We start from the raw sequence: 26129 nt of genomic DNA, 5'->3' as shown, positions 1-26129 counted from the left end.
AATGGATGAATATCCTACAAGAGTGATACGGGAATGAAATCAGGAGGCAAGGAGACCCTATGGCCAATGTGAACCGGCGAAAAGCAAACAAAAGTCTGAGCAAAACCTTTAGGCAGACCATGCACGAGTTACCGCTCTCATATACATCATCACCCGATCGGGAGTGGATGGAAGACCTCGAATTAAATCTGCTTGAAAGTAATTTGGAGAGCGATCAGAGAATACCTCCCCTCTCTGCTGCCACACCGAAAGAGCAACAACAACCGATTCCCAAAGTACCCAAGCAGGACCTATCCTCCAGACAGGATTCAACTTCCAGGCAGGATTCAACTTCCAGGCAGGATTCAACTTCCAGACAGGTTTCAACTTCCAGGCAGGATACAACTTCCAGGCAGGATACAACTTCCAGACAGGTTTCAAATTCCAAGCAGGATACAACTTCCAGACAGGTTTCAAATTCCAGACAGGATACAACTTTCAAACAGGATGCATCTTCCAAACAAAGCTCAGCTGCCAATCCGAACTTTTATTCGAAGGTCATCAAAGACCGAAATGATGATCGTGTCCAATCATTTGTCTATACAGACGACTTGACAGATCAATCAGTGACAACTGAAAAAATTGCGAATCGTGCCATTGACTCGTCCAAGATTAAGCAAGGCGCCGTGGATAATTCGATTTTGAAGGATTATGCCGTGGACAGCAGCAAACTCGCGGACATGAGCGTAACCTCCACCAAAATCGCACCGCATGCGATACTGAGGGATCATCTGGGGCGGGGAATCGTAGACGGTGAGCATTTGCAGGATTATTCGATATCCGCGCAAAAATTGATCAACCATAGCATTACGTCGGAGAAGTTAGCTGATAAAACCATCGACTCCATGAAATTTGCCGACCACTCGATTCAGAGTAAGCATATTCAGGATCAAGCTATTACGAATGACTTGATCCAGGATCAATCGATTACCACGGAAAAAATAAAAATGGGATCCATTCAAACAAGTAACCTAGCCAATTATGTGATCAACACAGTGAAGCTTGAGGATGGAGCAGTCACAGGAGATAAATTACGCGATGGAGCAGTTACTTCGACGAAGATAGACGAGGATGCAATTGAGTCTCAACATATCCGTGAAGGCTCCATTTACCGTCATCACCTCACTGAAGAGCTAATAGCTGGCAGTAATATTAGCGCTGGCAGCATCACGAATCATCACATCGCATTTCAGGCCATTTACAGCCAGCATTTACAGCCAGAAGCGGTGACCAGTGATAAAGTGGGGCCAAATGCGATTTCGACTGAGCATTTGAACAACAACAGTGTCACGACAGAAAAACTCGCCAAAGAATCAATCGGTAGTACACATTTACAAGCTGGCAGTGTCCTATCGAGCCACTTGCAAGACGGGATGCTGACGTCCAAAAAAATTGGGGATCAGCAGGTTACCACTGGCAAAATAGCCGACAAGGCTGTCACTATCGACAAATTGGCGAACAAGAGTGTAGGAGAGAAACACTTACTCGACGAGAGTGTGAGTTCACGACATCTGATTGACGGGTGCATTCGTTCAGAAAAGTTGGCAAGAAGATCTGTAGAAGAACATCATTTGGCTGACAGACTCATTGGGAGCAATCATCTACGCGAATACATCATCCACACGCAACATCTGCATGACCACTTGGTGACCACCTCAAAATTGGCGCCGGAATCTGTTTCCACAGACAAAATTTCAGATCTAAGCATTACGACAAGCAAAATTGGAGATGCCGTCATCACAGCCCCCAAAATAGCCAAAGATGCGATCAAGACACGCCATCTGGGCAGAGCAGCCGTCACAGGGGAAAAGATCGCCGAAAAAGCAATATCGTCTACACATCTCAACAGTCATATCATTCAAAATGAACATCTCCAGGGTAACTCCATTTCCAAGGAAAAATTACAGGAAGGCAGTGTCACCCGAGAGAAAATAGCTGACCAGAGCATTGATGCGAGCAAGCTAGATAGCCATTCGATTCATGGTGCTCATGTCATAAAAGGCAGCTTGGATGGAACTCATATTATGGAGGGGACGCTCAAAGGAAATCATCTTGTTACCAGAAGCATAACAGAACAGCATCTGCAAAACCGGATCATTACGCAGGAAAAACTGGCAGAGGACTCCGTGACCGGTTCCAAAATTGCGCCCAAAGCTGTCTCTACGCTTCACATTGAGAATGAGTCGATTACGGCTGAGAAGCTGAGCTTTCCGGTCATTGAAACGCATAATCACGTAGGAGTAACCTTTCAACAATACGGTTTCGTCCCATTCAGACTTTCTGCCACGAGCAAGTCCACAGATGTGACCGTTCGTTTGCCACAGCCATATGCGGATACACATTATTGTATGGTGGCGATGACAAATCAACCGGGGATATATACGTCGCTCAAATACACCAAGAGGACTTCAGCGATCATCACCGTGTTTCGCAATCAAGAGGGTCAAGAAGCGACTGGGGTGATTCACTGGATCGCGATTGGAGAAAAAGGAGTAGGTGTCCCACACGAAATATTGGAATGGTCAACGGAGAGGGATCAACTGGAGACAGAAGAAGTCGACGAAGATCAGATCGAGGAAGATCAAGACATGGATGATGAAGACATGGATGATGAAGATACCGATGATGAAGATACCGATGACGAAGATACCGATGACGAAGATACCGATGACGAAGATACCTATGACGAAGATACCGATGATGAAGACACGGATTATGAAGATACGGACGATGAAGACATGGAAGATGAGGACATGGACGAGGATGACATGGATGAAGATGAAGAAGATACGGATGAAAGGGATCTCGAGCAAGATTATTATGAAAGTAGTGAAGAATACGATAGCGATATCGAGCATGATAAATAATTCGGTAGGAAACAACAATGGGGCGAGTGGATGATTCAGAAGCGGGGAGGCCGATGTAGAGATCAGGTCTCCCAAATGTACATTAGTTTACATAATGATTTTATGGTTAACATTATACGAGGAGACTTTCATTGAATTTGCAGGCCCCCAATAGTATAATTATCAGGTATACTTAGTCTGTATTTGCGTGGCATGGTAAATGGAGGGAATCATTCAATGTTGACGACGATTGCCCGAATCGGGCAGCATGTTGGACAAGAAGTACGCCTGGGATGCTGGTTATACAACAAACGCAGCAGCGGCAAGATTCAATTTTTGCAGCTCCGCGACGGCTCCGGCTTCATCCAAGGTGTAGTAGTAAAAGCGGAAGTAGCGGAAGAAGTGTGGGAGAATGCATCGCAGCTCACACAAGAAAGCTCACTTTACATAACCGGTGTAGTTCGTGCGGATGACCGCGCACCAAGCGGTTACGAACTGACAGTAACAGGTGTGGAAATTATTCAGATCGCCCAGGAATATCCGATTTCCTTGAAGGAACACGGTGTTGACTTCCTCATGGACCATCGCCACCTGTGGCTGCGTTCTCCACGTCAGCGTGCAGTCATGGCTGTGCGTTCCGAGGTGATTCGCGCCATGTATGAGTTCTTCCACGAGAACGGTTTCGTAAAAGTAGATCCACCGATTTTGACACCAACCTCTGCGGAAGGTACCACCAATCTGTTCCATACCAAATATTTTGAGGAAGATGCGTATCTCTCGCAGTCCGGCCAGCTTTATATGGAAGCAGTTGCGATGGCGTTAGGTCGCGTTTACTCTTTCGGTCCAACTTTCCGAGCCGAGAAATCCAAGACACGTCGTCACTTGATCGAGTTCTGGATGATCGAGCCGGAGATGGCTTTCGTGGATCATGAAGAAAATCTGCGTATTCAGGAAGCGTTTGTTTCTCATGTGGTACAATCCGTATTGAAAAACTGTGAGCGCGAACTGAAAACGTTGGAGCGCGATACCACAAAACTGCAAAATGTAACGGGGTCGTTCCCACGCATCTCTTATGATGATGCGATCAAACTGTTGCAGGAAAAAGGTAGCGAGATCAAATGGGGAGACGACTTCGGGGCACCGGATGAGACGATGATTGCGGACCACTTCGACAAGCCTGTTTTCATCACTCATTATCCTACCGAAATCAAAGCTTTCTACATGAAGCCACACCCTGAACGTCCGGAAGTGGTTCTGTGCGCGGACATGATCGCACCAGAAGGCTACGGCGAAATCATCGGGGGTAGCCAGCGGATTGATGATCCAGAACTCTTGGAGAAACGTTTTGCTGAGCATGAGCTTTCGGAAGAGGCATATCGCTGGTATTTGGATCTGCGCAAATACGGTACAGTTCCTCACTCGGGCTTCGGTTTGGGTCTGGAGCGTACGATTGCATGGATTTGCGGTCTGGATCATGTGCGTGAAACGATCCCATTCCCACGCATGCTGAATCGTCTCTACCCATAGAGAGTTCCTTTATCATTGAACGATCTACACCCTGTTGCGCGAGGGCAGCAGGGTGTTCCTATTGTTTGACAGCGCGTTTTACGCACTCCCTTGTTATTCCAACCCAGAGGTGAATATGCGTTATGGACTCCCATATATTGCAATTGTTGCAAGAAGGAGCAACATCCGTCTCCAACCTTCTTTTGAAAATGTATAAGCGTATGTCATTGACTGATGACGAGATGATGCTACTGATTCATCTGTTATCCTTTCAGCAGGAAGGGAATCGATTCCCGACCTTAACCGAGCTGGAGGAACGCATGTCCATGACGAGCAGGAAATTGATTCAATCTCTACAAAAGCTATTAAAAGAAGATTGGATTACGATAGATGAGTTTATCGATCCACAGACTGGCATGCGTCATGAGCAATACAATTTGACCCCTTTGTACAAAAAGCTGTACCAGACCTGGCGGGAGCAGCAAGCAGACCCGAGAAGCATGGAGCCCTTTATGGAAGTGGCCGTTTCTCTGGATGCCGAACCTGTTGCCATTTACGCTCGTTTTGAACAGGCATTTGGTCGCCCGTTAGCGCCATTTGAATTGGAGAACATCCACATGTGGACCGAACAGGACGGCTATCAGGAAGAATTGATATTGACCGCTTTGCGTGAGGCTGCAACGGTCGGCAAACTCCACATCCGCTATATTGACAGGATCTTGCTCGAATGGCAAAAGCAGCAGATTACAACGGTAGAACAAGCACGTCTTTACAGCTTGAACTTCCGTAGACAAGCAAATATGAGAGACCACGGGCAACCGCTTTGATTTCATCCAAATCAAGCGGTTTTTTCTATGTCACCGTACACGTACCCATTTTCCTTGTCTGTCATAACATATTACGTAGATGCAAGCTTCAGGAGGCGATGACTTGTGGAAAAACGAAAAAAATGGGATCTGTCTCATTGGGTAACGCCAGGTGTGTTTTCAGGAAGTTATGTCGTAGATGAGGCAGTTCAACGTATTTCAATCGTAAAAGCCAATGAAAAACAGGAAGAGGAAGTAACGGAAAGCGTTCAAGAGTTGGTTGTAAAAACAACAGTAGAGCAGCCGAAGGAACTGGTCTTGGAGCCTACCTTCGAAATTATTATGAGAGAGACCGACGAGGTAGTCGTGGAACAGGTTCACAAGCTTGAACAAGAAGTGATGGAGCTGAAAGAGGCACTGGCTTCGTGGGAAGAAAGATGGGAGAAGCTTGAAGGGAACCATACTAAACAATTGCAGTACCTGTATCAAGTAGTTCTTTCACTTAAAAAGGAGTGGGAGATCGAGCGAAATGAACATCGCAATTATTAGTCCGGGTCCCTTTTCTGTACCACCGGTCAAAGGAAGCTCGGTCGAACACGATATTGACGAGGTTACAAAGATGATCGAGCCCATGCATAACGTGAAGATCTACACGCGTCAATGTGCGACCTATCCAACCTCATCCGTGGAAGAAAACCGGCAGTTTATTCGTGTCCCGTATAAAGGGCCAAAGCCTTATTTGCGCCGGATTATTAACCATATCAAAAAAAACAAGCCAGATGTCATTCTCGTGGAAAACAGACCGATCTATGTTCTTACATTAAAACGCCATTTTCCCAAGATCCCGGTCTTTGTGAATATGCACTCTCACGTGTATGGGTCACAGCCGATCATCAGCAAGGAAAATATGCGGCGTGCCGTTCGACTGGCAACAGGTTTTATTACGAACAGTGAATTTTTACGTCAACATTTTATTCGGACGTGCAAGATTCCTGCTAATAAAATTCATGCGGTTCACCTCGGAGTCGATGTCACTCCTTATCAGGTTGCAAAGATAGCGGTCAAAAAAATGCGCCAAGAAATCGGATTGAAGCCAGATGATCGCGTCTTGTTTTATGCCGGCAGACTCATGCGCGGAAAAGGGGTGCATGTGCTGATCAAAGCCTTTCGCCAGGTGAGCAAACAAGACCCGAAAGCCAAACTCGTCATTGTGGGCGGTACGGGATACGGCAGTAATCGCCTGAACCCGTATGTTCGAGAGCTCAAGCGACTTGCGAAGCCTTTGGGTAAAAAGGTACGTTTCGTCAATTTCGTACCATCCGCAAAAATGCCGCTTTACTATCAAATTGGGGATGTCGTGGCGACACCATCCGTTTGGAAAGAAGCGTTTTGCCGTGTCAATTTAGAGGCAATGGCTTCCGGAAAGCCCGTCATTTCCACTCCACGTGGTGGTATTCGTGAAGTCGTTGCCCACGAGAAAAGTGGCTTTATCATTCCGCCAAAAGATTGGGAAAAAGGATTGCCTGCTGTCTGGGAACTCTTGTGGAGTTCACCTGCTGTCCGGAATGAAATGGGCAAACAGGCCCTGCAACGAGCCAAGTTTTTTTCTTGGTACGCGACAGCGCAAGGCTATCTGAACTTGTTTGAAACAGTTGTTACAACGCGAAGTGAAGAGAAACAACCGCTTTTAAAAACTGGTTAATTCGAACGGAAAGGATGTAGGTGGTTGCCTTTTCTTGCGCCAATGTGGACGTCTGCCCTGTCCAGCTATCCAGATACGCATACCTTATAAGTATCGCAGAGCACAACTGGGGAGTGATACTTGTGAAAGGGTTAATCTTGTGTGCTGGACGTGGGTCGCGACTGCACCCCTTTTCCTATTCGCAACCGAAAACCCTCCTCCCTGTGGCCAATCACCCGGTCTTACACTATTGCATTCGCAAACTGCGTGAAGTGGGCATTCAGGACATTGGCATCGTGATACATCCTTCTCAATCACAGATTCCTCCCATGGTGGGCGATGGTAGTCAATTCGGGGCTACCATTACGTTTATCAGGCAGGAGGTACGACTGGGAATTGCCCATGCTGTCCAGCTAGCGCAACCGTTTTTACAAGACGAACCGTTTATCTTGCTACTAGGTGATAATTTATTGATGGATTCGCTTCACGGACTTACAAAAGCGTTTACGAAGGGAAAATCTGACGGTGTCGTGATGCTAAGTAAAGTGGAGAGACCACAGGACTATGGGATCGCAGAAGTACAAAAAGGACGACTAATCTCTGTAGAGGAAAAGCCACGTCAGCCAAAGAGCAACCTGGCAGTGATTGGTGCATACCTGTTTACGCCACCTATTTTTGAGTCGATTGCTACCCTGCAGCCATCTCCCCGAGGCGAACTAGAAATAACGGATGCGATTCAATCGATGATTAATCGCGGATTCAAGTTGGCTCACTCCGTCACCAACGGAAAGTATTCGGATGTGGGAACCATCGATCGCTGGCTGGAGGCCAACCAGTGGATGCTTACGAGGGAGCTAGGCAATCAACATCAAATTGGCAAAGGAACCATAGTGAAAAATTCGAAGATTACGGGTCCGGTACTAATTGGTGATGATTGTGTGATTGAAAATTGTCAAATCGGACCGTACGTCTCGATCCAAAATGGCGTAAGCTTGAGAAATTGCTCGTATATCGAAAATAGTATCTTGCTGGAAAACAGCTCGCTGCAAGAAATCGCTTGGAAAATAACAAACAGCGTTTTCGGCCGCTCATCGATGTTGACGGGTCAATCTTCTAACAGTACAGGAGTCTTCATTGTAAGCGACAAATCGTCCATTTGCATTCCGGCTTTCAAGAGGGAGGACGTATGAATCCGACCTTTACTGTAGTTATTCCGACATACAATCGCGCCAAGTTTATTCGCAAAGCCATCAACAGCGTCTTGAATCAAACCTCAAAAGATTGGAAGCTGTTGATCATTGACGATGCGTCCACCGATCACACCAGAAGTAAAATTGAAAAATATATGTACCACCCAAACATTATGTATCATCGAATGGAACAAAATTCTGGAATCGGCAAAGTCATGAATCAGGCATTGTCCATGGTGGATACCCCTTATCTCGTACAACTCGACTCCGATGACTGGTTACCGAAACGAACGCTGTCAGTGCTCAAAAAGTACATTCACAAAAGCAAGAAAAGCACAGCTCTCTTCTATGGCAACATGAACATCTGGAAAGTTAGGAGCGGAAAGTATACCAAAACGATTAAGGTGAAGCATAAGACATTTCATAACAAATACCAGTTTCTGAAGTACAATCGCTGGATGGTTTCTCCACGTTGCTATCGCGTAGAAGCCCTGCACAAAGTGGGTGGTTGGGATACCTCGGATCGATACGAGGGAAGGATTATGGAGGACCGGCGAATCATTTTGCGATTAATTGAAAAGTATCGGGTGAGATACATCAACCAGATCCTGTACAACCGGACGAAGCATAAAGGTCAGCTCACAGACAGCAAGATGAAGTTCCGCCGTAATTATTTGCGAAAAAAAACATTCAAATTTTATCTGAACAGGTGGGGTAAGAAGTACAAGGCCATCTATGGTTACAAGGAAGGTTATTTAGTCATTAAAAGGCTGAAGAAAGTGAGGCGTCGGAGGCGATGAAGAAAGCTCTTGTCACCGGCTGTGCAGGTTTTATTGGGTCTCATTTGACACAGCGCTTGTTGAACGATGGCGTGACAGTCATCGGGATAGACGGGTTTATCGATAACTACGATGTTGCCGCGAAACTGCGTAATCTGGCCGAAATAGGAAAACATCCTGCCTTCACCTTCCACTCTACAACGCTTCAGACTGGGCGCTGGGACATTTGGCTTGAGAACGTCGATGCTGTTTTCCATCTCGCTGCCTTGCCGGGCGTGAGAAACAGTTGGGGAAAGTCTTTTTCTGATTATGTTAGCCATAATATTTTGGCTACACAAGAATTGCTGGAGGCTTGCTTGCAAAGACCGAAGCCACCTGTCATCGTGGTTTCGTCCTCTTCCTCGGTTTACGGGACGATGCAAGGGACAGTAACCAATGAAAATGCGCCTCTTCGCCCAGTTTCCCCATATGGTGTGACCAAGGAAGCGATGGAGCAAATCTGCTCCGTTTATGTAAAAGCTTATGGACTCCCGGTTACCATGCTGCGCTACTTTACGGTATACGGTCCCAGACAACGTCCCGATATGGCTTTTCATCGTTTCTTTCGTCAAATGATGAAAGGCGAGCAGGTCGTCATCTATGGGGATGGCCAGCAATCACGAGACTTTACGTATGTGACAGACGCGGTAGAGGCGAATCTGCTCGCTGCACAGCATGCTGTTCCCGGTGACATTTTTAATGTGGGTGGTGATCGGGAAATCAAGCTCATCGATGTGCTATCCATCATGGGTACGTTAATGAATCTAACCCCTCGCATTACGTATCAAAATGGGCCTGCGGGTGACTCCTTACGAACTTGTGCGGATATCCAATTTGCCCAACAACGCTTGGGATACAAGCCAAAAGTGACGCTAGAAGAGGGCCTTAGCCATCAATTAGCAGAGATTCGTTCGCAATCGAAGGGGTAATACCCGTCATCAAGGAGGCCAGTTGCATGCATCGGGTCCTCGTTTATCGCAGAAAGTTTCTTCCCAAGAGTGAAACGTTCATTTACGAGCAATTGCTTGGACATCAAGTGGTCAAACCCGTGGTGTTAACCCGACAGCGAGCCTTTAACCGAAAACAATTTCCTTATTCGCCGGTCTATGTGCGCAAGCATATGGCCGGCCTCTCCACTTGGCTGCGACGAAAAAAATTTAAGTGCCTGCATGCCCGTTTTGGTCCTGCTGGATTAGAATTACTTCCTCATGCACAAAAAAGCAAGCTCCCTCTGATCACTTCCTTTCACGGTTTTGATGCCACCAAGCGCGTCAAAGAAAATCCATTGTACAGAAGGTCCCTCACGCGTCTCTTTCGAAAGGGCCATGCGTTTACAGTCGTGAGCAATCACATGAGAAAGAGATTGATTCATCTGGGCTGTCCCCCATCCAAAATTACCCTTATCCGCTCAGGAATTGATTTACGCAAATTTCCCATGCTGCCGCCACAGCCTGTGGAAAATGGGGAGTACCGATTGCTAAGCGTAGGGAGACTGACTGAAAAAAAGGGTATGGATACGTTAATCAAGGCGTTTACCCACGTGCAAAAAAAACATCCCAAGGCGAAGCTAATCATCGTCGGCGATGGAGAAGAAAAAAAGAAGCTCAAACGACTGATCAAGAAAAACAGGTTAGGCACACAAGTCGTACTCAAAGGAGCTCTGCCACATCGTGAAGTCCAGCGTGAACTGGCTAAGTGCCATTTGTTCATCATCGCATGTAAGACAGCGAGAAATGGCAACCAAGAGGGGATTCCTAATGTCATCATGGAAGCGATGGCTAGCGGACGCCCTGTCATTTCCACCTATCACGCGGGGATTCCGGAGCTGGTCGAAAACAAAGTGACCGGATATCTGGTTCCGGAGAAATCACCGACTGCACTCGGGAAAATGATAAATCGTGTACTAACAGATAGTCACGAGTGGGCACAGGTCACGACGGAGGCTCGACTGAAAGTAGAAAAAAACCACGATATCCATAAGCAACGGATGAGGCTAGAAGAGCTCTATTTACGTGTGTCGAAAAAATGATGAGGTGAAGGAATGAAAGTTGCAGTTATTGGGACCGGCTACGTAGGTTTGACGACTGCTGTCTCCCTTGCCATAAACGGTCATCAGGTGATCGGTATTGACCTCGTTGCGTCCAAAGTAGAAAAATTGCGGCAAGGGATCTCGCCGATTTACGAGCCAGGCTTAGAAGAGGCATTGAAAAAAGTATTGGATGATGGCGCGCTAGCTTTTTATACGGATCTGACAGAGGCGAAGGACGCAGAGATTTTTTTCATTTGTGTGGGGACACCTGAAGCAGCAGACGGCACAGCCGATTTAACGTATTTACTTGGAGCTGTTTCTGACATGGAAAAGGTCCATTCGCTCGCGCCGCAAGAACGCATCGTGGTAATCAAGAGTACCGTACCAGTCGGAACTGGCGAAAAAGTAGCGGGGATGCTGGCTGGCTGTCAAGGTGTATCTGTTGCATCCAACCCGGAGTTTTTACGGGAAGGGAGTGCATTATTGGACGCATTGGAGCCTTCGCGAATCGTCATTGGTGTAGATAGTCCTCAGGCAGCGGCTCGCATGGAGGAGCTGTACAATGGCGTGAAGGCACCGCGAGTAATCACCACCAGAGCAAACGCGGAGCTGATCAAATACGCTTCGAATGCATTTTTGGCAACCCGAATCTCCTTCATGAATGAGCTAGCACGGTTGAGTACCGCGCTCGGGACGGATATTGTGACGATCGCGCGAGGAATGGGACTGGACAGCCGAATCGGTCCGCAATTTTTACGGGCAGGAGTAGGCTATGGCGGTTCCTGTTTTCCGAAGGATACGATTGCGTTATTGCAGCTCGCAGCAGAGCACAATATTCACTTAAGCATTTTGGATAAAGTGCGAGAGGTAAATGCTACACAACCTGGCTGGTTTTTGGAGCAGTTATGCTTGCAACTCCCTGATCTGAAAGGCAAACAAATTGCCGTTTTGGGGTTGACGTTTAAACCGGATACGGATGACATCCGCGAAGCGCCTTCGCTCAAATTGATAGAATCACTTCTGCAAAAAGGCGCTTCCGTGAAGGCGTTCGATCCGATTGGAGCACCTGGTGTCAGCAAGCAGTTTCCACAGATCACGTACACGCAATCCGCGGCAGAAGCATGCGAGGGAGCACACGCCGCTCTATTGGTCACAGAATGGGAACAGTGTGTCCAACTAGATTGGAAACAGGTTCATCAAAGCATGGTGCAGCCGCTCTTGGTAGACGGACGAAATGCCTGGCCGAACCAGGAGGTAAAGGAAGCAGGCTTTCACTATATTGGAGTAGGGAGAAGCTGACTTTTCCATCACGGGAAAGCTCGGCTTTTTTTCTGTGGAAAACGTGAAAGCGCCTGATTGATTTGAACCTGTAGGCATAATGCGATAGGATACACATATGGATGATTTGACCATTTCATCTTACATGAATAACGAGGGAGTGATCACGGTGAATAAAAGCAAAACACTGCCGAAACGCAGTGACGTCCCCGCTGAATACAAATGGCGTCTTGAGGACATGTATCCCACTGATAATGATTGGGAAGCGGACGTACAAAAAGTAAAACAGCTCACAGAAAAAATCGCAGCAATGAAAGGCTCTCTAGCTACTTCCGGAAAACAGTTGCTGGCCGTGTTGACTCTGCAAGATGAATTATTGAAGACGCTTGATCAAGTGTACGTCTATGCACGTATGCGTCGAGACGAAGACAATGCGAACAGCAAGTATCAAGGGCTGACTGACAGGGCGACCAGCCTCAGCACGCAAGTATATGGTTCCATTTCGTACATACAGCCAGAGATTTTGGCGATTTCCACGGAAGACTTGCAAACGTGGATCAAAGAAGTAGAAGGTCTTGAGCACTACCGCATTTTGTTGGAAGAGATAACTCGCTTCAAGCCACATACGCTGTCTGCCGAGGAAGAAGCATTGCTGGCAAATATGAGCGAACTTGTGTCTTCTCCTTCCAAAATTTTTGGGATGCTCAACAACGCTGACATGAAATTTCCGATGATCACGGATGAAAATGGCGAAGAAGTCGAGCTGACCAAGGGACGCTATACGCAGTTCATGGAAAGCAAAGATCGACGCGTGCGCAAAGAAGCATTCGAGGCGTTGTACAGCACGTATGGCAAGTTCCGCAATACAATCGCAGCTTCGTTGACATCTGCCATCAAAGGGGATGTTTTCTACGCACGGACGAGAAAATATCCGTCTGCCCTGTACGCAGCCTTGTTTGCCGATAATGTGGAGCTCCCTGTTTACGATAACCTGATTGCAACGATCCATGAGCATCTTCCGCTCATGCACAGATACATTGCTTTGCGCAAAAAATTATTGGGCGTAGATGAATTGCACATGTACGATTTGTACGTGCCAATCGTACCTGAGACGGACATGAAAATCCCGTATGATCAGGCTGTCTCAACGATTAAAGAAGCCCTTCATCCTCTGGGTGAGGAGTACGGCCGCATTTTGGAAGAAGGTTTTTCCAACGGTTGGATTGATGTGCATGAAAACGAAGGGAAGACAAGCGGAGCCTATTCATGGGGCGCCTTTACGTCACATCCATTTGTGCTCATGAACTACCATGACAATGTCAACAACATGTTTACGTTGGCGCATGAGATGGGGCATGCCTTGCATAGCTACTATTCCAATCACGCACAGCCTTACACGTATGCCGATTACAAGATTTTCGTAGCAGAAGTGGCTTCCACATTGAACGAAGCACTTCTGATGAATCATTTGCTCGAGACGACGACTGACAAGAAACAGCGCATGTACTTGATTAATCATTACCTGGAGCAGTTCCGTGGAACGGTATTCCGTCAAACCATGTTTGCTGAGTTTGAGAAAATTGTGCACGCAAAAGAAGAGCAGGGAGAGCCGCTGACAGCGGAATCTCTCAGTACCATTTATCGTGAGCTCAATGTTGCCTATCACGGCCCGGATATGGTCGTAGACAGCGAGGTAGATTTGGAATGGGCGCGGATTCCTCATTTCTATCGAGGCTTCTATGTGTATAAGTACGCGACTGGCTTCTCTGCCGCGACGTCTCTTTCCAAGCAGATATTGGAGGAAGGCCAGCCAGCCGTGGATCGTTATTTGCAGTTCCTCAAGGGCGGTAGCTCAGATTATCCGCTCAATCTGCTTAAGGGCGCAGGCGTAGACATGACGTCGCCAACACCGATTGCAGAAGCATTAAGTGTATTCAAGGAATTGCTCGAAGAACTGGAACAACTGATCGAACAATAACATGGATCAAATCCAAAAGGCAGTTCAAGTCTATGACTTGGCTGCTTTTTTTGTAAATTTTTCTATAAAATCGTCCAATAAAAGGTAACTTTCCCAGTTTTCTTGCGTATTTATTTATGCGCTGGGAGGTGCTGGTCTCCGTCTCGGGGCGGATATGAATTTCCACCCGCTGACTGTTTTGCAGCAGAGGTAAAAACTGGCACAATTACGCCATGAGGAATGATTGTGAAAATTTGGAGGAATTCTTGTGAAAAAACGGGCATCGATTATTCTGGCTTCGGTAATGTTGGTCGCAGCAGGTTGTTCAGCACCAGCACCAGAGGCACCGCAGCAGACAGAGGCAAAGGCGAAGGTAGTAGAGGTTGTAAAGGTACAAAAAGCAACAAAGCCAGTGATGCTCGCGGTCACAGGGATGGTGGAAGCTAAGCGGGAAGCGGTACTGTCGTTTGGTACAGGCGGAACGATCTCAGCGATCTCCGCGACCAAAGGAGCAAAAATCGCGCAAGGTCAGTTATTGGCCACATTGGATACGCGTTACACCCAAAAAGAAATTGCAGCAGCACAGGGGCAAGTAGAGGAAGCAGCAGCGCGGAAAATCAAGACGTTAAAGGGCGCGACAGCAGAAGCACTTGAGCAGAAGCGTTTGCAGGTAAAAAGTGCGCAAGACAGTTTGGATAAAGCAAAGCAGGACCTCGCAACAAGTGAGAAGCTGTTTGCTGGCGGAGCCATTTCGCAAAACGAAATAAATGCAAGTAAACGGGCTGTTACGCAAGCAGAGATTACCCTGCGTGACGCTCAGCTGTCTCTGAATGAGCTGCAAAAAGGAGCGGAACCAGAAGATGTCATGGTCGCCAATGCATCGATTAAAGCCGCTGCCGGCGGTGTAGACCGTGCGAAGAAGAGCTTGGATGATGCGAAAATTCAGGCGCCATTCGCAGGAACAGTCGTGGATGTAAAGCTGCAAATCGGAGAGCAGGCTTCTCCAAGTCAAGAAATTATTCGTATTGTCGACTTGTCTGAAGTTAAAGTAACCCTGGATGTCTCCAATGAATTGATCGGCCAATTCCGTGAGAAAACAAAGGTGCAGGCTTTGGCGGACGATGGTAAGAAAAGTGAAGGAACCATTGCATTTATCTCTCCAGTTGTGAACAAGGATACAGGGAAGTACCGCGTCGAGATCACGATTCCGAATGCAGATGGTTACTGGCGTGGAGGAATGGCCGCAACAATTGAGGTGCCGCGCCAAGTGAATGGCTTCCTCGTGCCGCTGGAAAGTGTCGGCGTGAGTCAAACCGACCATTACGTGATGGCAGTAGAGAATGGACTGACAGTAAAAAAACCAGTGAAGACCGGTCAATTGGTCGGAGACTCCATCGAAATCGTATCTGGAGTGAAAGAAGGCGACCAGCTCTTGCGCAGTGGAATTACATTCTACGTCGAAGGGCAAAAAGTAGAGGCGAAGGGAGAATAGTTGCATGAACAAGATGATTCTCTTTTTGCTGAAAAGACAGCTAATCGTCTACTTGTTTACATTTTTGCTCGTCATTGCAGGCATGGGGTCTTTATTCAGCTTTAATATCGAACTCGTTCCAAAGACGAACTTCCCTGATATTAACGTAAGAATTTCCGGTGGTGCACTGCCACCAGAAGAGATGGAAGAAAAAGTAACGAAGAAAGTAGAGCAAGAACTAAAATCGATTAATGATATTAAAAAATACTCTTCTTCAACAAGTGCAGGTTTTGTCAGAATCAATGTTTCTGCAAATGAAGGCAAAGGCGAGCAGGTTAAGCAAGATGTACAAAATGCCGTTAACCGTCTCCGAAACGGTTTTCCGAAAGCCGTTGACTCTGTAGATATCTTCCAGAGCAATATGGGTAGCGATCAAATGATTGATTTTGCCATCGTGGGAGCAGAGCCAAAGACCATGCTGAGTTTGGCAAAAACCTCAATCAAGGATCGCATTGAAGAAGTCGAGGGCGTCAAGGAAGTAATCGTAGAAGAGAAAAGCTTCGAGAATAAAATTACCATTTCCTTTTTGCCACAGCGATTGAATGCCTATCAAACAACGCCAGCGGCTATCATTTCACAGCTTCAGGATACAAACTGGAAGCAAGGGATTGGTACACTGGAGAACACGGGATTTGATACGGTTGTCATGATTGACAATACTTATCAGACTCCACAGGAAATAGAGGCTTTGCCAATTGATACACCGAGAGGAACCGTTTCTCTGAATCAACTGGCACAAATTGAAGATTTGCGTGGAAAAGTAAAAGACTTCGTCGCCCTGACAAACGGTTCTGTGTTTATTCAACTCAGCGTGACGCGGGCAGACGGTTATGACTTGATCACGACACAAAAGAATGTAGAAGAAGTCGTTCGCAAAATTAACACAGAAGCAAACGGAAAATACAACATCAAAGTCATGTTCGAAGGAGCTTCCTTTGTCGAGCATGCCGTGAGCAACCTCAGCCGGGATGTCATGATTGGTGGGGCGCTTGCGATCATCATCTTGTTCGTCTTCCTTCGCAACTGGAGGGTCACACTCGTTATCGCTACGACGCTGCCGCTCTCTGCGTTGATGACGTTCATCGCGATGAAACTCGCAGGCTACAACATCGATATGATCAGCTTGCTGTCACTTAGCTTGTCAGTCGGCTTGATCGTCGATGCCGCCATCGTCGTATTGGAAAGTATCTATCACTACCGGGAAAAGGGCGAAGAGCTGAAGCAGGCAATTATTAAAGGAACGAGAGAAGTTTTGACACCTGTGTTCACCTCGCAGCTCACGATCATCATCGTCTTTTTGCCACTTGTCTTTGCTGATTTTGAAGATTGGCTGAAACCGGTTTTAGCCACAATCGCCTTTACGGTATCCGCTGCCATTATTGCATCGACGATCGCTGCTTTCTTCTTCGTTCCCGTGTTTTCCAATCGCTTCTTGCAGAAGGATAAGCACGTTTCACTAGAAGGAGAAGGCAAGGAACACTTTATCATTCGTGTATTCAGCGGTATTTTACATGTAGCGATTAGACATCGAATGAAAACAATTTTACTCGCAGTAGCATTGCTGGTTGGTTCTGCTTTCCTCACACCTTTTATGAAAATGGGTCAAGGAATTAACCCAAATGAAAATATCGTCTTTGTCACTATGAAAATGCCAATCGGTACTACGTTGGAAACAGCCCAAAAAGCAGCCATCACCGCGGAAACATCTATGCGGGAGATCCCGGAAATCAAGGATGTATTCTTCTTCACTTCCAAGGAAGAAGCAACATTGTTCATTTCCTTAATTCCGAAGACGGAGAGAACACGTGAAAAGGACGCTTTGAATGAGGATATTAACAAGCGCCTGAATGCGACCCCAGGAATCGATTCTGTCTCCATGTCTTTCGGACAACAAGGGGGAAGCGGCCCGATCCAACTGGATGTTTACGGGGATGACATGGAAGTCATGCGGAAGATCGCAACCGATCTGGAAGTGATGCTTGGCACGATCAACGGGCTCACCAACATTCGCAACGATTTTAAAGAAGGAAAAGAAAAAGTTACGTTGCTGCCAAAACAAGAAGCGCTTACCAGACTGAATGTAGATCACCGTTCCCTTTTGCAACAACTGAGCGTGTTAATTGGCAGCCAACCAATTACGTCCATCACACAAGATGGAATCGAAGTAAACATCGTTGCCAAGATGCCGGATAACTGGCTGAAGCACCCGGATCAGCTCAAAACGATTATGGTGACATCGAAAGACGGGGCAGCAGTGCCTTTGGCAGACCTGGTGGATATGGAGTACAGTAAGTCTCCGATCACGATTGAGCGTAAAGAAGGCGAACGTATCGTGACGGTTTCTGCCGAGATGCTGGGAAGTGATTTAGGCCCAGTAGGCCGTGAGATTAATGAGAAATTGCCAAACGTGATTGTACCAGCAGGATATAAGGTGGAAATTGCCGGTAAGCTAAAAGAGCAAAGCACGAATATAAACCAGGGGATCTTCGTATTCTTGGGGGTTCTGGCTCTGATTTACGTCATTATGGTTGCCCAGTTCGGGCGGATGTCCCAACCGTTTATCATCATGCTGACGATTCCAATGGCCTTGGTCGGTGTTGTGCTTGGATTCGTCCTTACGCAGCGGACATTCGGTGAAATGGCGATGATCGGGATTATCATGCTTGTCGGTATCGTCGTATCCAATGCGATCCTCTTGATCGACAGGATCAACCTGCTGCGTAAACGTGGAATGGAAACCGCAGAGGCGATCATCCAAGGAACCAAAGAACGTATTCGTCCCGTTATCATGACGAAGTTGACGGCGATTCTCGGGATGCTACCGATGGGTCTTGCAATGGCGGAAGGCTCTGATTTGGAAGCTCCACTCGCAACAGCCGTTATCTCCGGCTTGATTTTCCACACAATCGTGACACTGGTGCTCGTTCCAGTTCTGTACTCCCTGTTTGAGGGGGCGAAGGCAAGAAGACTGGAGCGCAAAGAGGCTCGCCAGGCGAAGCGCGAAGCAAAACGAGAAGCAAAACAAAATAAAGATAAGAACGTACCTCCGACAGAGGTATAGCGATTAGCAAGAGAAGGGGAGTATGTGCTGTACCCCTTCTCTTTTGCTTTTCCTTCGTCTGAAAGTTCTGTAGAATAAAGAGATCAAGATACATACAAGAGTGAACCATGAAAGGAGCATGCACATGGATCTATATTTGCAAGGAAAAACGGCTCTAGTACTCGCCTCATCAAAAGGATTGGGGAAGGCAACAGCGCAGTGCCTCGCCCAAGAAGGAGCGAATGTCACGATATGCGGTAGAGATGAAGCTGCTCTGGAAATCGTTCGTGCTGAGATCGAACAGGCTACTGGAAAATCACCTCTAGCCGTAACTGTGGATGTGACAAAGGAAGAAGACATAAAGCGAGTTGTCGAAGCAACGGTCAAGCATTTTGGCAGCGTCGATATTTTAATCAACAATTCAGGCGGGCCAGCGACAGGCAGATTCGATCAGCTCACCGACGAACAGTGGATGCAAGCCTTCCAGCTAAATTTGCTCAGCTATGTACGGGCCATTCGTGCTGTTTTGCCGCATATGCGAGCGAACCAATTTGGAAGAATCATCAACTTCGCGTCTTCGTCCTTTAAACAGCCGATTGAGAATTTGCTCTTGTCCAATACGTTTCGTACAGGGGTATTGGGCCTATCCAAGACGCTTTCCTCAGAACTCGGACCAGATGGGATTCTGATTAATACCATCGGGCCTGGCAGAATTGCGACGGATCGTGTGGCACAATTGGATGGGCTTACCGCAGAGGCGAAGAGCATTAGTGCAGATGAAGTAAGAGAAAATTGGGAGAAGCAAATCCCATTGGGCAGATACGGTCAGCCTGACGAGTTTGCTCGCATGGTGACGTTCTTGGCTTCGCCAGCAAACAGCTACGTGACAGGTCAATCCTTCCTCGTCGATGGTGGCTTGATCCGTGCGATCTAATAAAAGAGAGGAGAATTTCTTTGAGTAAAGAGAGCTCATTTGATATCGTGTCCAAAGTAGAGTTGTCCGAAGTGAACAATGCGATTCAGACCGCATTAAAAGAAATAGAAAATCGCTTTGACTTCAAAGGGAGCAAGAGTAGCATCTACTTGGAAAAGGAAGAGCTTGTTCTCGTCTCCGATGACGACTTCAAGCTCAGTCAGGTAAAAGACATTTTACTTGGGAAGCTTGTCAAACGGGATGTCCCGATCAAAAACCTCGACTACGGCAAAATTGAACCGGCAGCGGGTGGTACTGTCCGTCAGCGTGTTAAGCTAGTGCAGGGGATCGACAAAGACAATGCGAAAAAGATCAACAGCATCATTAAAGATACAGGGGTCAAAGTAAAAACACAGATTCAAGACGATCAGATTCGCGTGACGGGAAAAAGCAAAGATGAATTACAGCAAATCATCAACGCGATTCGCAAGGCTGATCTGCCATTGGAAGTACAATTTATTAACTATCGTTAACTACTAGAAAAGTTTTTGCTTCTAACTCTCTTCACTCTCGCATATGCATGTACAAATAAGTGACAAGCACTTGCGAAAGGGAGAGTAGAGACATGAAGGTCTTTATTATCAGTATGCGCAATCTCATTTTGGGCGGAATCGTTTTTCTTGTAGTACTAGTGGCGGGAATCGTACTTTTGGTCAAAGATCCTCTGAGCGTCTCTGACTCTTATCGACCGTCAGATCCAACTACTTCTGTTACAGCGACGGCACCCATGAACCAGCCAGCAGGGTCAGAAAAGCCAGCGCTGAATATGGAGGTCAAGATGGATGGGACGACGGCAGAAGTATCCTTGCTTACAGAGAACTTCACGTTTGTTCAGGACAATGGAGAATTGGCAGAGGCACCAGTCTTTGGTGAGGGGCACGCACATTTATACCTGAATGGCGAGCCAAAAGGGATGATTTATCAACCAGAATTTTTACTGAAAAAGTTGCCCAAGGGAGAGCATGAAATTCGGGTAGAGCTCAACTACAGCAACCACCTGCCATACAAGGTAGAGGTTACGAAAAAAATCGTTGTGCAGTAAAGTAGATGGCGTTCCACAACAGGGACGCTTTCTTTTTTCGTCAAAAGAAAGGAGCGTTCATGCAATGTCAAAATCGTCATCGTCGAAAGAAGAATTATTAGCGGGCGGAAACGTCACGAACGTTTACCGTTCTGGCCATACAGTTAGAAGGGAAGTAAAGCCAGGAAGCAAGAACATCCATGATTTATTGAAGCACTTGGAAAGAAAAGGCTATCCGAATGCGCCGAAATTTTTAGGCATGGATGAAAAGGGGAGAGAAATCCTGTCCTTTATTGAAGGAGAGGTAGGTCATTATCCTTGGAAGGAATATATGCATGCAAACGAAGCGTTACAAGAAATTGCGAAAATGCTTCGGCTTTATCATGATTCTGTGAGTGATTTTCCTTTCGATGATCAGTGGCATTCGTTGGATCACACTCCTGGCCCGTGTGAGATCATCTGTCATAACGACTTTGCTATGTACAATATCATTTTCCATCAAGAAGTACCGATTGGCATTATCGATTTTGATTTAGCGGCTCCGGGTCCAAGACTTTGGGATATCGCCTATACGCTCTATACCTGCGTGCCTTTGAGTAGATTTTCTTTAACGGAATCCGGAGAAAAAATCCATTATCAATCACTGCTGCATGCCAATCAGCGAAAACAGCGAGTGGCCATGTTTTTTGAATCGTACGGGATGGAAATGAAGGAAGGTACGCTAGAAATGGTCTTGCTTCGCTTAGAAGGACTATGCAAAACCATTGCCAGAAAAGCCAGTGAAGGCGATGCTGCTTTTCAAAAGATGGTGGAAGAAGGTCATATTCTTCACTATCAAGAGGACATTGCCTTTATCAAAGAACACAAGAACGAATGGGTATAGGACGATAATGGAAAAAGAAGGGATTGTGGCGTAAAAGAAGAATCATACAGAATAGTCTGAATGTTTTGGGGGTGCTTGTATGATTCATATGACCACAATCGGCAATATGTTAGACGACACAACCAGTAAATATCAGGAAAAGGAAGCGCTGGTTTATCACGAACGAGGGCTCCGTTATACGTTTGGGGAATTTCAAGCGATATGCAATCAGGCAGCGCGGGGATTTATGTCTCTTGGCATTCAAAAAGGGGACAATATCGCGATTTGGGCAACCAATGTGCCAGAATGGGTGATTTCCCAGTTTGCTACGGCGAAAATGGGCGGTGTACTGGTAACGGTCAATACGAGCTACCGGGTACATGAACTGGAATATTTGCTGCGTCAATCCGAGTCGACGACACTTCTCTTAATGGATTCTTATCGCGATGCGAATTATCTCGCCATGATTCAAGAGATTTGCCCAGAGTTACAGACATGTGATCCAGGAGCGCTACAATCTAAAAGGCTTCCGCATTTAAAAAATGTGATCTATCTAGGGAATGAGCGACAACCCGGAATGTTTTTGTGGAGTGATTTACTCGAACGTGCTGTATTGGTCAGGGAAGAAGAGCGGATCGCGCGTCAGGCGACGCTCTCCCCTGATGATGTCATCAATATGCAGTACACATCTGGGACGACTGGTTTTCCAAAGGGAGTCATGCTGTCACATGTCAATATCGTCAACAATGCCGTCAAGGTAGCGGAATGTCAGCGGCTCGGGTCAGAGGATAAGGTGTGCATTCCTGTTCCGTTTTTCCACTGCTTTGGCTGTGTGATGGGGACCTTGGCATGTGTAGTAACTGGTGCGACGATGGTTCCTGTCATCGCCTTTGATCCCGGTGTGGTACTTGCGGTTGTAGAGGCTGAACGCTGCACAGCACTGTACGGTGTACCCACCATGTTTATTGCCGAGCTGAACCATTCGACTTTTGCCGAGCGTGACCTGAGTTCGCTGCGAACAGGCATCATGGCTGGTTCTTTATGCCCGATTGAGGTTATGAAGAAGGTCGTCGATCAAATGGGAATCCGTGACATTACGATTGCGTACGGACAAACCGAAGCTTCTCCCGTCATCACACAGACCGTGCCAGAGGATTCCCTCGAGCGAAAAGTATCCACTGTCGGTCGACTGCATGCAGAGGTAGAAGCAAAAATCATCGATCCGGCGACAGATGACATTTTGCCGCCAGGTGTACAAGGCGAGCTGTGCACCCGAGGATATTTGGTCATGAAAGGCTATTACAACATGCCAGAGGAGACAGTGAAAGCGATCGATCACGAAGGCTGGTTACATACCGGAGACTTGGCAACGGTCGATGAAGAAGGCTACTATCGAATTACTGGCAGGCTTAAAGACATGATCATTCGCGGAGGGGAAAATATTTATCCTCGTGAAGTGGAAGAATTCCTCTATACACATCCAAAAGTGCTGGATGTCCAGATTGTAGGTGTACCTGATGCTAAATACGGCGAGCAGGTATTGGCGTGCATTCGGGTAAAGCCTCACGAAACGTTGACGGAGGATGAGGTACGGGACTATTGCGAAGGGAAGATCGCTCATTACAAAATCCCTCGCTACATACAGTTTGTAGATGAATATCCGATGACCGCTTCCGGTAAAATTCAAAAGTTCAAGCTGCGGGAGCAAGCACTGGAGCTGTTTGGGCAAAGTAACGCCATTCAGTCTGGAACTGCATAGGAAGAGGTTCATAGGCCAGGGAGATGCTCCTGGTCTATTTTTTTTAGATAGTTCTTTACTTTCTAGCAACTCTTGACTAAGATAAGTGGAAATTAAAAATAGGAGAGGTGCAGCTTAGAATGGAAGTTCGCTTTTTGGCACCAGATGATGCAGATGAGCTAATTAAAATTAGACTGGAAGGGCTGCAAACTGATCCAGATGCATTCGGCTCTACCTATGAAGAGGAAATTCAAATGCCTGGGGAAGAGTGGCTGAGAAGACTTTCGCAAGGAGAGGCGGGGGATAGCGGCTATTTTGGAGCTTTTGTGGAAGGACATCTGGCTGGCATCATTGGTTTTTTCCGCCACCGAGGGATGAAAGCAAGACACAAAGCATCTATCGTCTCCATGTACGTGCGTGAAGCGTATCGGGGGAAGGGTGTCGCGCAAGCACTCATGCAGACTGAGCTCGCGTATTTGAAGAAGCGGGGAGATATTGATACGGTACAGCTCGCTGTCGTCACGACCAATCCGGGTGCCATTCATCTCTATGAAAAAATGGGTTTTCTCCCATACGGTTTAGAGAAGCGGGCACTGAAAATCGGCGATCAATACTTTGATGAGAACCACATGTATATTCATCTATAGGACAAGCATAGAAAAAGCGAAGGGACACAATAGTGGATGCCTTCGCTTTTTCTATGCGCTACGCTATGGATGGTAAATTAACGACTTGCTTCGTATGCAGTGATCTTATCTTCATACTGCAACGTGATTCCAATATCGTCGAGACCATTCAGCAGGCAGTAACGACGATAGGAGTCTACCTCGAATGGATAGGAGAGACCTTCACTGTCACGAACGACTTGTTCTTGCAGATCGATAGTCAGCTGGTAGTTCGGCTTGTTTTGAGCGCGATTGAACAGCTCATCGACTTGCTCTTCACTTAACTTGATCGGCAGGATGCCGTTTTTGAAGCAGTTGTTGTAAAAAATGTCCGCAAAGGATGGAGCAATCACACAGCGGAAGCCATAATCAAGGAGAGCCCATGGGGCATGCTCACGAGAGGAGCCGCAGCCAAAATTGTTGCGGGCAAGAAGGACCGTAGACTCCTTGTACGCAGGCGTATTCAGAATGAACGTATCGATTGGCGCACCATCGACAGTAAAGCGCCATTCGTAGAACAGGAATTGACCAAAACCGCTACGCTCAATGCGCTTCAAGAACTGCTTAGGGATAATTGCGTCGGTATCTACGTTTACACGATCGAGTGGGGCTACCACTCCGGAGTGGATGACAAATGGATTCATTGGAATACCTCCTTGCTAGCGTTCTCGCTTTTCCATTCACGTACGTCGACGAAGTGGCCTGCGATAGCTGCTGCTGCTGCCATTTCCGGGCTAACCAGATGCGTTCTCCCGCCGCGTCCTTGACGTCCTTCGAAGTTCCGGTTAGAGGTAGAAGCACAACGCTCACCCTCGGAAAGGATATCTGGATTCATGGCCAGACACATGGAACAACCAGATTCGCGCCAGTCAAAGCCAGCTTCTTGGAAAATGAGGTGCAAGCCTTCTTGCTCAGCGAGCTGTTTAACTGCCTGAGAGCCAGGAACGACCATCGCGTGTACGGAAGGGGAGACCTTGCGTCCTTTTGCCACCTCGGCTGCTTTGCGCAAGTCCTCGATCCGACCGTTTGTACAGGAGCCGATAAACACGCGATCGATTTTGATTTCGCTCATAGGAGTGCCAGGTGCAAGGTCCATGTACGCCAAAGCATCTTGTGCCGCTTTGCGCTGTGCGACTGTCTCGAATGACTCAGGGTTTGGAACGGTGTTTGTAATGTTCGTACCCATACCAGGGCTCGTTCCCCAGGTAACTTGCGGTGCGATCTCGGCTGCCTCGATTTCTACACAGGCATCAAACGCAGCGCCTTCGTCCGTGCATAGCTCTTTCCAAGCCTCGACAGCTGAAAGGAAGTCTTCCCCTTGTGGAACGTAGCGCTTGCCTTTCAAGTAGTTAAAAGTAGTCTGGTCAGGAGCGATTAAGCCAGCACGAGCGCCACCCTCAATCGTCATGTTGCACACAGTCATGCGTTCTTCCATGGTTAGGTTGCGGATCGCAGCGCCTGTGTATTCTACGACGTAACCAGTTGCAAAATCAGTTCCGTATTTTGCGATAATCGCCAAAATTAAATCTTTTGCACTGACACCGAATGGCAGGTCGCCATTTACGCGTACTTCCATCGTTTTTGGTTTGGATTGCTGCAAGCATTGCGTTGCGAGTACATGCTCCACTTCACTGGTACCAATACCGAAGGCGAGGGCACCGAATGCTCCGTGAGTGGAGGTGTGGCTGTCACCGCAGACGATTGTTTTGCCTGGATGCGTGAGCCCGAGCTCAGGACCAATGACGTGGACGATCCCTTGATCTGGGCTGTTCAGATCCGCGAGTGTAATCCCGAATTCCTCACAGTTCGCCGTCAAGGTTTCCATTTGTTGACGAGAAATAGGGTCTTTGACATTGAAACGGTCAGCAGTCGGTACGTTGTGGTCCATGGTTGCGAAGGTAAGCTCTGGACGGCGGACTTTGCGGCCAGCCAAGCGGAGTCCTTCAAAAGCTTGCGGCGAAGTCACCTCGTGAACCAGGTGCAGGTCGATATACAAAAGGCTCGGCTTGCCTGCCTCTTCGTGAATAACGTGATTGTCCCAAATCTTTTCAAACATCGTACGGGCTGTCATCATGTTTTCCTCCTTCGATCAAAAAACTCTTAACAAGGTTGTAACATGGCAAAGAGAATAGTTCAAAGATATAATAAT

21 protein-coding genes are annotated in these 26129 nt (G+C 47.2%); 19 read left to right on the top strand and 2 right to left on the bottom strand.

All coding sequences use genetic code 11. The annotated features are described in order from the left end of the window. Window positions 1-59: 59 nt before the first annotated feature. The 19 genes from C7R92_RS24470 to C7R92_RS24380 all read left to right on the top strand — a co-directional run bounded on the left by C7R92_RS24470 (window position 60) and on the right by C7R92_RS24380 (window position 23962). Window positions 60-2906, top strand: coding sequence for a WIAG-tail domain (locus C7R92_RS24470; RefSeq protein WP_106835962.1), 2847 nt, complete (start codon window positions 60-62; stop codon window positions 2904-2906). A gap of 216 nt (window positions 2907-3122) precedes the next feature. Continuing rightward, window positions 3123-4412, top strand: coding sequence for an asparagine--tRNA ligase (gene asnS / locus C7R92_RS24465; RefSeq protein WP_007723123.1), 1290 nt, complete (start codon window positions 3123-3125; stop codon window positions 4410-4412). A 122-nt stretch (window positions 4413-4534) separates the two neighbouring features. After that, window positions 4535-5218, top strand: a complete 684-nt coding sequence (locus C7R92_RS24460; RefSeq protein ID WP_069845302.1) for a DnaD domain-containing protein — start codon at window positions 4535-4537, stop codon at window positions 5216-5218. Between the two features lie 105 nt (window positions 5219-5323). Next, the gene (locus C7R92_RS24455) at window positions 5324-5746 is read left to right on the top strand and encodes a hypothetical protein (RefSeq protein WP_106835961.1); all 423 of its coding nucleotides are present in this window, start codon (window positions 5324-5326) and stop codon (window positions 5744-5746) included. Beyond that, entirely contained in the window at window positions 5727-6899 is a 1173-nt protein-coding gene (locus C7R92_RS24450; RefSeq protein ID WP_106835960.1) for a glycosyltransferase family 4 protein, read from the top strand. The genes C7R92_RS24455 and C7R92_RS24450 overlap by 20 nt, the downstream gene beginning before the upstream one ends. A gap of 122 nt (window positions 6900-7021) precedes the next feature. Beyond that, window positions 7022-8068 (top strand): glucose-1-phosphate thymidylyltransferase, encoded by a 1047-nt coding sequence (locus C7R92_RS24445; protein WP_069845299.1) that lies wholly within the window; start codon window positions 7022-7024, stop codon window positions 8066-8068. Then, window positions 8065-8868 (top strand): glycosyltransferase family 2 protein, encoded by an 804-nt coding sequence (locus C7R92_RS24440; protein WP_017248160.1) that lies wholly within the window; start codon window positions 8065-8067, stop codon window positions 8866-8868. Before C7R92_RS24445 ends, C7R92_RS24440 begins: the two co-directional genes overlap by 4 nt. Next, entirely contained in the window at window positions 8865-9815 is a 951-nt protein-coding gene (locus C7R92_RS24435) for an NAD-dependent epimerase/dehydratase family protein (protein ID WP_069845297.1), read from the top strand. The genes C7R92_RS24440 and C7R92_RS24435 overlap by 4 nt, the downstream gene beginning before the upstream one ends. A gap of 26 nt (window positions 9816-9841) precedes the next feature. Further along, window positions 9842-10915, top strand: coding sequence for a glycosyltransferase (locus tag C7R92_RS24430; protein WP_017248162.1), 1074 nt, complete (start codon window positions 9842-9844; stop codon window positions 10913-10915). Between the two features lie 12 nt (window positions 10916-10927). Further along, the gene (locus tag C7R92_RS24425) at window positions 10928-12214 is read left to right on the top strand and encodes a UDP-glucose dehydrogenase family protein (protein ID WP_106835959.1); all 1287 of its coding nucleotides are present in this window, start codon (window positions 10928-10930) and stop codon (window positions 12212-12214) included. 97 nt (window positions 12215-12311) lie between these two features. Further along, window positions 12312-14171 carry an oligoendopeptidase F gene (pepF, locus tag C7R92_RS24420; protein WP_106835958.1) on the top strand — a complete coding sequence of 620 codons (1860 nt, stop codon included), beginning with the start codon at window positions 12312-12314 and terminating at the stop codon, window positions 14169-14171. Between the two features lie 247 nt (window positions 14172-14418). Then, window positions 14419-15642 carry an efflux RND transporter periplasmic adaptor subunit gene (locus tag C7R92_RS24415; protein ID WP_069845293.1) on the top strand — a complete coding sequence of 408 codons (1224 nt, stop codon included), beginning with the start codon at window positions 14419-14421 and terminating at the stop codon, window positions 15640-15642. 4 nt (window positions 15643-15646) lie between these two features. Beyond that, the gene (locus C7R92_RS24410) at window positions 15647-18742 is read left to right on the top strand and encodes an efflux RND transporter permease subunit (protein WP_106835957.1); all 3096 of its coding nucleotides are present in this window, start codon (window positions 15647-15649) and stop codon (window positions 18740-18742) included. A gap of 124 nt (window positions 18743-18866) precedes the next feature. Next, a complete protein-coding gene (locus C7R92_RS24405; protein WP_106835956.1) occupies window positions 18867-19655 on the top strand; it encodes an SDR family oxidoreductase in 789 nt (262 codons plus the stop codon). A 20-nt stretch (window positions 19656-19675) separates the two neighbouring features. Continuing rightward, window positions 19676-20167 carry a YajQ family cyclic di-GMP-binding protein gene (locus tag C7R92_RS24400; protein WP_106835955.1) on the top strand — a complete coding sequence of 164 codons (492 nt, stop codon included), beginning with the start codon at window positions 19676-19678 and terminating at the stop codon, window positions 20165-20167. Between the two features lie 92 nt (window positions 20168-20259). Then, window positions 20260-20736: a hypothetical protein gene (locus C7R92_RS24395; RefSeq protein WP_017248169.1), complete on the top strand. Its 477-nt coding sequence runs from the start codon at window positions 20260-20262 to the stop codon at window positions 20734-20736. A gap of 64 nt (window positions 20737-20800) precedes the next feature. Then, window positions 20801-21598, top strand: coding sequence for a phosphotransferase (locus C7R92_RS24390; RefSeq protein ID WP_106835954.1), 798 nt, complete (start codon window positions 20801-20803; stop codon window positions 21596-21598). A 79-nt stretch (window positions 21599-21677) separates the two neighbouring features. Further along, window positions 21678-23336, top strand: coding sequence for an AMP-binding protein (locus C7R92_RS24385; protein WP_106835953.1), 1659 nt, complete (start codon window positions 21678-21680; stop codon window positions 23334-23336). A 119-nt stretch (window positions 23337-23455) separates the two neighbouring features. Continuing rightward, window positions 23456-23962, top strand: coding sequence for a GNAT family N-acetyltransferase (locus tag C7R92_RS24380; RefSeq protein ID WP_069845287.1), 507 nt, complete (start codon window positions 23456-23458; stop codon window positions 23960-23962). Between the two features lie 77 nt (window positions 23963-24039). Here C7R92_RS24380 and leuD read toward each other — a convergent pair whose 3' ends face one another. Both leuD and leuC read right to left on the bottom strand, forming a co-directional pair. Next, window positions 24040-24624: a 3-isopropylmalate dehydratase small subunit gene (leuD, locus tag C7R92_RS24375; protein ID WP_106835952.1), complete on the bottom strand. Its 585-nt coding sequence runs from the start codon at window positions 24622-24624 to the stop codon at window positions 24040-24042. Beyond that, window positions 24621-26051 carry a 3-isopropylmalate dehydratase large subunit gene (gene leuC / locus C7R92_RS24370; protein ID WP_069845286.1) on the bottom strand — a complete coding sequence of 477 codons (1431 nt, stop codon included), beginning with the start codon at window positions 26049-26051 and terminating at the stop codon, window positions 24621-24623. Before leuC ends, leuD begins: the two co-directional genes overlap by 4 nt. Between the last annotated feature and the right edge of the window lie 78 nt (window positions 26052-26129).

Origin of the sequence: Brevibacillus porteri (assembly GCF_003013475.1) — a bacterium.
GTDB lineage: Bacteria > Bacillota > Bacilli > Brevibacillales > Brevibacillaceae > Brevibacillus > Brevibacillus porteri.
Note: the sequence above shows the minus strand (reverse complement) of the source record. Positions and strands in the feature narration are given on the sequence as shown.

What these genes read in the sequence shown, in the direction of transcription:
- C7R92_RS24380 (WP_069845287.1), top strand. Translation starts at nt 23,456, where the DNA reads ATGGAAGTTCGCTTTTTGGCACCAGATGATGCAGATGAGCTAATTAAA.
- C7R92_RS24385 (WP_106835953.1), top strand. Translation starts at nt 21,678, where the DNA reads ATGATTCATATGACCACAATCGGCAATATGTTAGACGACACAACCAGT.
- C7R92_RS24435 (WP_069845297.1), top strand. Translation starts at nt 8,865, where the DNA reads ATGAAGAAAGCTCTTGTCACCGGCTGTGCAGGTTTTATTGGGTCTCAT.
- C7R92_RS24410 (WP_106835957.1), top strand. Translation starts at nt 15,647, where the DNA reads ATGAACAAGATGATTCTCTTTTTGCTGAAAAGACAGCTAATCGTCTAC.
- C7R92_RS24395 (WP_017248169.1), top strand. Translation starts at nt 20,260, where the DNA reads ATGAAGGTCTTTATTATCAGTATGCGCAATCTCATTTTGGGCGGAATC.
- C7R92_RS24470 (WP_106835962.1), top strand. Translation starts at nt 60, where the DNA reads ATGGCCAATGTGAACCGGCGAAAAGCAAACAAAAGTCTGAGCAAAACC.
- pepF (WP_106835958.1), top strand. Translation starts at nt 12,312, where the DNA reads ATGGATGATTTGACCATTTCATCTTACATGAATAACGAGGGAGTGATC.
- C7R92_RS24425 (WP_106835959.1), top strand. Translation starts at nt 10,928, where the DNA reads ATGAAAGTTGCAGTTATTGGGACCGGCTACGTAGGTTTGACGACTGCT.
- C7R92_RS24440 (WP_017248160.1), top strand. Translation starts at nt 8,065, where the DNA reads ATGAATCCGACCTTTACTGTAGTTATTCCGACATACAATCGCGCCAAG.
- C7R92_RS24460 (WP_069845302.1), top strand. Translation starts at nt 4,535, where the DNA reads ATGGACTCCCATATATTGCAATTGTTGCAAGAAGGAGCAACATCCGTC.
- C7R92_RS24430 (WP_017248162.1), top strand. Translation starts at nt 9,842, where the DNA reads ATGCATCGGGTCCTCGTTTATCGCAGAAAGTTTCTTCCCAAGAGTGAA.
- C7R92_RS24405 (WP_106835956.1), top strand. Translation starts at nt 18,867, where the DNA reads ATGGATCTATATTTGCAAGGAAAAACGGCTCTAGTACTCGCCTCATCA.
- asnS (WP_007723123.1), top strand. Translation starts at nt 3,123, where the DNA reads ATGTTGACGACGATTGCCCGAATCGGGCAGCATGTTGGACAAGAAGTA.
- leuC (WP_069845286.1), bottom strand. Translation starts at nt 26,051, where the DNA reads ATGACAGCCCGTACGATGTTTGAAAAGATTTGGGACAATCACGTTATT.
- C7R92_RS24390 (WP_106835954.1), top strand. Translation starts at nt 20,801, where the DNA reads ATGTCAAAATCGTCATCGTCGAAAGAAGAATTATTAGCGGGCGGAAAC.
- C7R92_RS24450 (WP_106835960.1), top strand. Translation starts at nt 5,727, where the DNA reads ATGAACATCGCAATTATTAGTCCGGGTCCCTTTTCTGTACCACCGGTC.
- leuD (WP_106835952.1), bottom strand. Translation starts at nt 24,624, where the DNA reads ATGAATCCATTTGTCATCCACTCCGGAGTGGTAGCCCCACTCGATCGT.